Genomic DNA, 6302 nt, shown 5'->3' with positions numbered 1-6302 from the left:
TTAAGCCCGCCAGAGCCGATGGTACTGCAGTAACATGTGGGAGAGTAGGTCGGTGCCGATCTTTACAGGAAGGCCGGAACGTGAAAACGTCCCGGCCTTTTCCGTTTATATGAATTTCCCTTCTTTCTCTTCTTATATCTTCCCCGGTGCTGTTTTTCGGATCGGTTTTCACAGAGGTGTCATCTACCGTTAATTGGTTTTTTTAGATGTCAGATGCCCCGCACCTTATCAGATACTGCTACTATGCTGTTCTTTTGTGCTCAACCTAACTAAGCGAAGGAAAAACTCTTTATTGAACAGTTATTAAAATGCGCTGGCTTTGATACGATCAATCAACTATGGGAACCACGACTTACTTACTTATTGTAGGGAAGCTAATAGATCCGTGCAAAGTGTATAAAAGATGAATTAGGAGTATTGCAGTATTACCAGGGGACAATGATTACGACGAAATTAAATTGTGCTCTCATCAAGCTAAGTAGCGATTGCTCTAAAAGGGTTATATGAAAGAAGAGACCGCGGGGATCGATCTGCTATAAAAAACGCCTATCATTTATTGATAAGCGTTTTAGTAAACTATTTTATAAAATGCTTTAGTTGAACGATTTCTTTTTCTTCTAAATACCTCCAACGTCCTCTTGGTAAATCCTTTTTAGTCAGATTTGCATAGATGACACGATCCAATTTAATAACATCATAGCCTAAAGATTCAAAAATCCGACGTACAATCCTATTTCTACCACTATGAATCTGTATTCCAACCTCACGCTTACTTGCACCTTGAATATAGCTGATTTCATCTGGTTTAATGAAGCCGTCCTCCAGTTCAATACCAAAGCCAACTTTGTTAAAGTCTCCCTGTGTTAAGCTCTTGTTGAGTTCAACATGATATATTTTCATGATATTGTTTCGGGGATGAGAAAGTTTCTCTGCTAAATTACCATCGTTCGTTAACAATAGAAGACCTGTTGTGTTCCTGTCCAATCGGCCGATTGGATAGATCCGTTCTTTCGATGCCTTTTCGACTAAATGCATCACTGTTTTTCTTTCTTGCGGATCATCGGTTGTGGTAATGAAATCCTTAGGTTTGTTGAGAAGTACATAGACCATTTTTTCTCTTTTTAACTTCTCTCCGTTGTATCTTACCTCATCCTTAGCTGCATCGACCTTTGTTCCGAGTTCCGTAACAACAACACCATTCACCGTTACAACACCGGCTTGTATAAGTTCGTCCGCTTTTCTACGGGAGCAGACACCTGAATTTGCAATATAGCGGTTAAGCCTAATTAAGCCCTTCTCTTCTCTCTCTTTTGAAAAGTGTTGCTCTGTGGACCTAAATCGATCGCGTTTATTGCCAAAGGACCGATTTCCCGTTTTTTCACTGGAGCGGTGTGAATCTTCTGTAAAATCACTGTCTGATTTAAATCGTTTATTCTGACTTTTCCGATCAGCGGAGTAAGGACGCTCAAAACCTCTCTTACCTCCCGAATACGATCTTTCCCGATTATTATATCGATCTGTTTTGTCTGTTGAGTTTGTAGAAAAAGATCGATCTTCTCTTTGGTATTTCTGACTTCCGTAGTTCGGTTTTTTCGAAAAGCTGGGTTTCTCGCTTTTGTTTCTGCGCTCCTTACGATCATCATTCGGTGAAAACGACCGGTTTGAGTAAGGTCTGTCACCTGGATTCTCTCTGTCATCATTCTTCCAAGAGGAACCCTTTGAATAAGCGGATTTGTCATCTCGACTGTTCCTGTCACTATTTCCAGAGGAAGAATGTTTTGAATAATTGGATTTGTCATCCCGACTGTTCCTAGAAGAAGAACGTTTTGAATAAGCGGATTTGTCATCTCGACTGTTCCTTTTGTTGCTAAATGGCATATTTATTTGTCCGTAAAATGATTGGCAAAGGTACTCAAAATAATGTTGAGTAAAGTACTTTGAATGTGAAATTTAACAAAAAAATGAGACATATATTTTACGTATAAAATTTCACATAATCAAGGCATGTTTTGTAAGTGTTTGTATTGTAAGGAAATAATTTTTATATTTGCTGCGCTTTTTTGCATAACCAACACAGAAAGGTAAAGAATGATAAAAAAACACCTATGTACAAGCTTGGTGGTTTTACTGATTTTAGTTCTTTCAAAAATGTTTATTTACAGCCGGCCTGTAGTGAAACATCGAACTAATAAGACCATCCCGGTAAGTACAAAAAGTGAGTCAAACAGTAAGAAGTCTTTATTTGCGAGTTTAAATTTCGCAGATGAATATCTTCCGGTGGAGGATAAGAATGTTGAACAAAAGATCAAACGGTCGTTAAAAGCGCATTCTTTCCAACGGCTTAAGACTCATAAACTTCACAGAAATGCGAAAGCATGGTTTCCTAAGATCGAGCCCATTCTTCGCGCCTATGGAATTCCCGAAGATTTCAAGTATTTGCCATTAGTTGAAAGTGGATTGATCGAAGGTACCTCCCATAGAGGGGCTGCTGGTTTATGGCAATTTATGCCTGCAACAGCACGTGCTTTTGGGTTGAAAGTTAGTCCATCTTCGGATGAGCGCACTGACGTTGAAAAATCTACGGTTGCCGCCTGCAAATATTTGAAAGTCTTATACAAGGACTTCGGCAATTGGACATTGGTAGCCGCAGCTTATAATGTTGGTGGGGGAAGCCTGAGAAAGACTATTCGTCGCCAAAATCAGGAAGATTATTATAAACTAAAGCTGAATAAAGAGACGGCGAATTATGTTTATAAATTAATCTCCACAAAAGAGGTTATCGAGAATCCAACTAGCTATGGGTACGATGGTACCAGTGGCCCCAACTCAAAACTTGCATTTGATGCCAGCAGCGAAAGTCAGGGACATCCTGATCAGCTGTAGATTGTTATTTACACTGATTTAGCTTCTTAAAGTCACAGCTTGAGCTGTGACTTTTTTTGTTAATTTTTTTAGCAAAAACCAATAGTATTGACGTTGTTTTGATGGTATATCGAAGTAAATTGTCTAAGTTTGTATTGTACTTTGACTGTCTCGGAACGATTGAAATACCAAGATAAAGGCATCAGATGATTGGGCCCTTGACAGATTCGCATTTTATATCCTTTTTTATACATGAGTAATCGGAATACACCTGATTTAGGAGAGCAAAGTGAACTGGAAGTTTTTGGCGCACGCGTTCACAATTTAAAGAATATAGACGTTGTGATACCACGAAATGAGTTGGTGGTAATAACAGGTTTAAGTGGGAGTGGTAAATCATCGCTCGCATTTGATACGATTTATGCGGAAGGACAACGGCGTTATATGGAGACATTCAGCGCTTACAGCAGGCAATTTATGGGAGGAATGGAGCGACCTGATGTGGATAAAATAGCCGGACTTAGTCCTGTTATTGCTATCGAACAGAAAACGACCAGTAAAAATCCGCGATCAACGGTGGGGACGATCACCGAAATATATGATTTTATGCGGCTACTGTATGCGCGTATTGGAGAGGCATATTCCTACGTTACCGGGCGCAAAATGGAACGGATGTCTGAAGATCAGATTGTTTCACGGATATTAACGCAATTTGATGGACAAGCAGTGAATATTTTGGCCCCTTTAGTGAAAGGACGAAAAGGGCATTATCGGGAACTGTTTGAACAGATTCGGAAGCAAGGGTTTGTGAAAGTGCGGGTTGATGGGGAAATGATGGATTTGGTACCTAAGATGCAAGTGGATCGATATAAAATTCATGATATTGAAATGGTTATCGATCGTTTAGTGCTCAGTGAAAAAGAAAAAAAGCGCCTTCAGTCGTCCATTCAACAGGCTATGAAAGCTGCCAAAGGAATCATTAAACTCAGTGACCAGGCTAATAATGAATATTTCTTTAGCCGGTATTTAATGGATCCTGAAAGTGGTATTTCTTATGACGAGCCGCAACCTAATACATTCTCTTTTAATTCACCTTATGGTGCTTGCGATCAATGTGATGGGCTTGGCTATGTCTTTGAAATTGACAAAAATTCCGTTATACCTGACCCTAAATTGAGTATCCTTAAAGGAGGGATAGCACCTTTGGGAGAATATAAGGATAACTGGACCTTCCAACAATTAAAGGCAGTCGCTAAAAAGTACGAATTTTCGCTCTCAGAACCTTTAGATAAGTTCACGGAGGCACAGTTGGACATATTATTAAATGGTTCACCTGACTTGATTACGGTTCCCGTTACTTATAATAAATGGAACGTAAAAGAGTACAAAATAACTTTTGATGGTATATTCAAGCTATTAGAAGAGCAATCTGAGCGAAAAACGGAAGACATTGAGTTATTCAGGGTGATGAAGAAATGTCCGGCTTGCAATGGAGCACGATTAAAAAAAGAATCGCTTCACTTTAAACTGGCTGAGAAAAATATATTTGAACTGGCAAGCATGGACGTGGTTTCGCTTACCTCTTGGTTTTCTTCGTTGAAAGAAAAGCTTAATGAACGTCAGATTACAATCGCCGAGGAGATTTTGAAAGAGATTATTAATCGCTTAAATTTCTTGTTGAATGTAGGTTTGGGCTATCTCACTTTAGATCGTACGGCAAAAACTCTATCAGGTGGAGAGGCACAGCGGATACGTCTGGCAACTCAAATAGGATCCCAGTTAGTTAATGTATTATATATTTTAGATGAACCAAGCATTGGTCTGCATCAACGAGATAATGCACGACTTATTAATGCATTGAAGGATTTACGTGATATCGGTAATTCTGTACTCGTGGTTGAGCACGATAAGGATATGATATTAGAGGCTGATTATGTGATCGATATGGGGCCAGCGGCTGGACTGAATGGTGGAGCTGTCGTTGCACAAGGGAAACCAACTCAAATTAAACAAGCGAATACGTTAACTGCAGCTTACTTGAACGGTACTAAGGAGATTCATGTGCCTAAAAACAGAAGGACTGGTAATGGTTTTCACTTACTTTTAAAAGGAGCTACAGGGAACAATTTAAAGAATGTTTCGGTGGATTTTCCTTTGGGAACATTGATTGCAGTAACCGGCGTGTCAGGAAGTGGTAAATCAACATTGATAACGGAGACGCTGTATCCAATTCTTAACCATCACTTTTTTCGAGCTAAAAAGATTCCAATGCCTTATACTACGATAGAAGGTTTGGAGCATATTGATAAGGTAATTGAAATAGATCAGACACCAATTGGTCGAACGCCACGTTCGAATCCATCAACTTATACAGGCGTGTTTTCAGATATTCGCAGTTTGTTTGTTCAACTTCCTGAAGCAAAAATTCGTGGGTATAAACCGGGTAGATTCTCGTTTAATGTGAAAGGGGGACGCTGTGAAGTTTGCCAAGGTGCGGGGATGAAGGTGATTGAAATGAATTTCTTACCGGACGTTCAAGTACCTTGCGAAGGATGTAATGGAAAACGCTACAATAGGGAAACGTTGGAAGTCAGGTACAAAGGGAAATCAATCAGTGACGTGTTGGATATGAGCATTGACGAAGCGGTGCCGTTTTTTGAATCGATTCCTGCGATTCATCGAAAAATCAAAACATTGCAGGATGTTGGCCTAGGATACCTTACTTTAGGACAATCTTCCGTAACTTTATCTGGAGGTGAGGCGCAGCGCGTAAAATTAGCGACCGAATTGTCAAAAAAGGACACCGGAAATACGTTTTATATTTTAGATGAGCCAACCACGGGTTTGCACTTTGAAGATGTCAATGTTCTACTGGGGGTTTTAAATAGACTTGTCGATAGAGGTAATACGGTTTTAGTGATAGAACACAATTTAGATGTCATTAAGGTATCCGACTGGATTATAGATTTGGGTCCGGAAGGAGGAACAGGTGGAGGAAAGATTCTTTTTAATGGAATACCTGAAGAGATGATAAAGAATAAAAAGAGTGAAACAGCCCGTTTCTTGAAAGCAGAACTGGAAAGCTTTCAGGAGAGTGCTGTTAAGTAATTTGATAGCGCATGATAGTTTTAGATAAGCTTGGAATAGCAGACAAAATTAAGGCAGAGCTGGAAACAGTTTTTGATCCGGAGATTCCCGTTAATATATGTGAATTAGGTCTTGTGTACGAAATTATTACCAAGGAGGATGGAACGGTTAAAATCATTATGACACTAACCGCGCCGGCCTGTCCCGTAGCGGGTGAACTATTAGACGAAGTACAAAGAAAAGTGGCACAAGTAGCAGGTGTAAAGAATGCGCTTGTTGAGCTTACTTTTGAGCCAAAATGGGATAAAAGCATGATGAGCGAAGAGGCTCGCTTGGAATTAGGGTTTATGTAA

Annotated in this window: 4 protein-coding genes; 3 read left to right on the top strand and 1 reads right to left on the bottom strand. The window is 39.7% G+C overall.

Translation table 11 applies throughout. The annotated features are described in order from the left end of the window. Window positions 1-576: 576 nt before the first annotated feature. Complete coding sequence (locus RYH73_RS10900) at window positions 577-1878, bottom strand: pseudouridine synthase (protein ID WP_335313453.1); 1302 nt, start codon at window positions 1876-1878, stop codon at window positions 577-579. A 210-nt stretch (window positions 1879-2088) separates the two neighbouring features. On the opposite strand from RYH73_RS10900, the gene RYH73_RS10895 reads away from it, so the two are divergent. The 3 genes from RYH73_RS10895 (at window position 2089) to RYH73_RS10885 (ending at window position 6302) form a co-directional block, all read left to right on the top strand. Then, window positions 2089-2883 carry a lytic transglycosylase domain-containing protein gene (locus RYH73_RS10895; RefSeq protein ID WP_335313452.1) on the top strand — a complete coding sequence of 265 codons (795 nt, stop codon included), beginning with the start codon at window positions 2089-2091 and terminating at the stop codon, window positions 2881-2883. Between the two features lie 231 nt (window positions 2884-3114). Next, window positions 3115-5970 (top strand): excinuclease ABC subunit UvrA, encoded by a 2856-nt coding sequence (uvrA, locus tag RYH73_RS10890; protein WP_335313451.1) that lies wholly within the window; start codon window positions 3115-3117, stop codon window positions 5968-5970. An 11-nt stretch (window positions 5971-5981) separates the two neighbouring features. Continuing rightward, window positions 5982-6302, top strand: a complete 321-nt coding sequence (locus tag RYH73_RS10885) for an iron-sulfur cluster assembly protein (RefSeq protein ID WP_335313450.1) — start codon at window positions 5982-5984, stop codon at window positions 6300-6302.

It is taken from the genome of Olivibacter sp. CPCC 100613, assembly GCF_036959255.1.
Classification (GTDB): domain Bacteria; phylum Bacteroidota; class Bacteroidia; order Sphingobacteriales; family Sphingobacteriaceae; genus Olivibacter.
The sequence above is the reverse complement of the archived record's forward strand: the minus strand, read 5'-3'. Positions and strand labels throughout refer to the sequence as shown.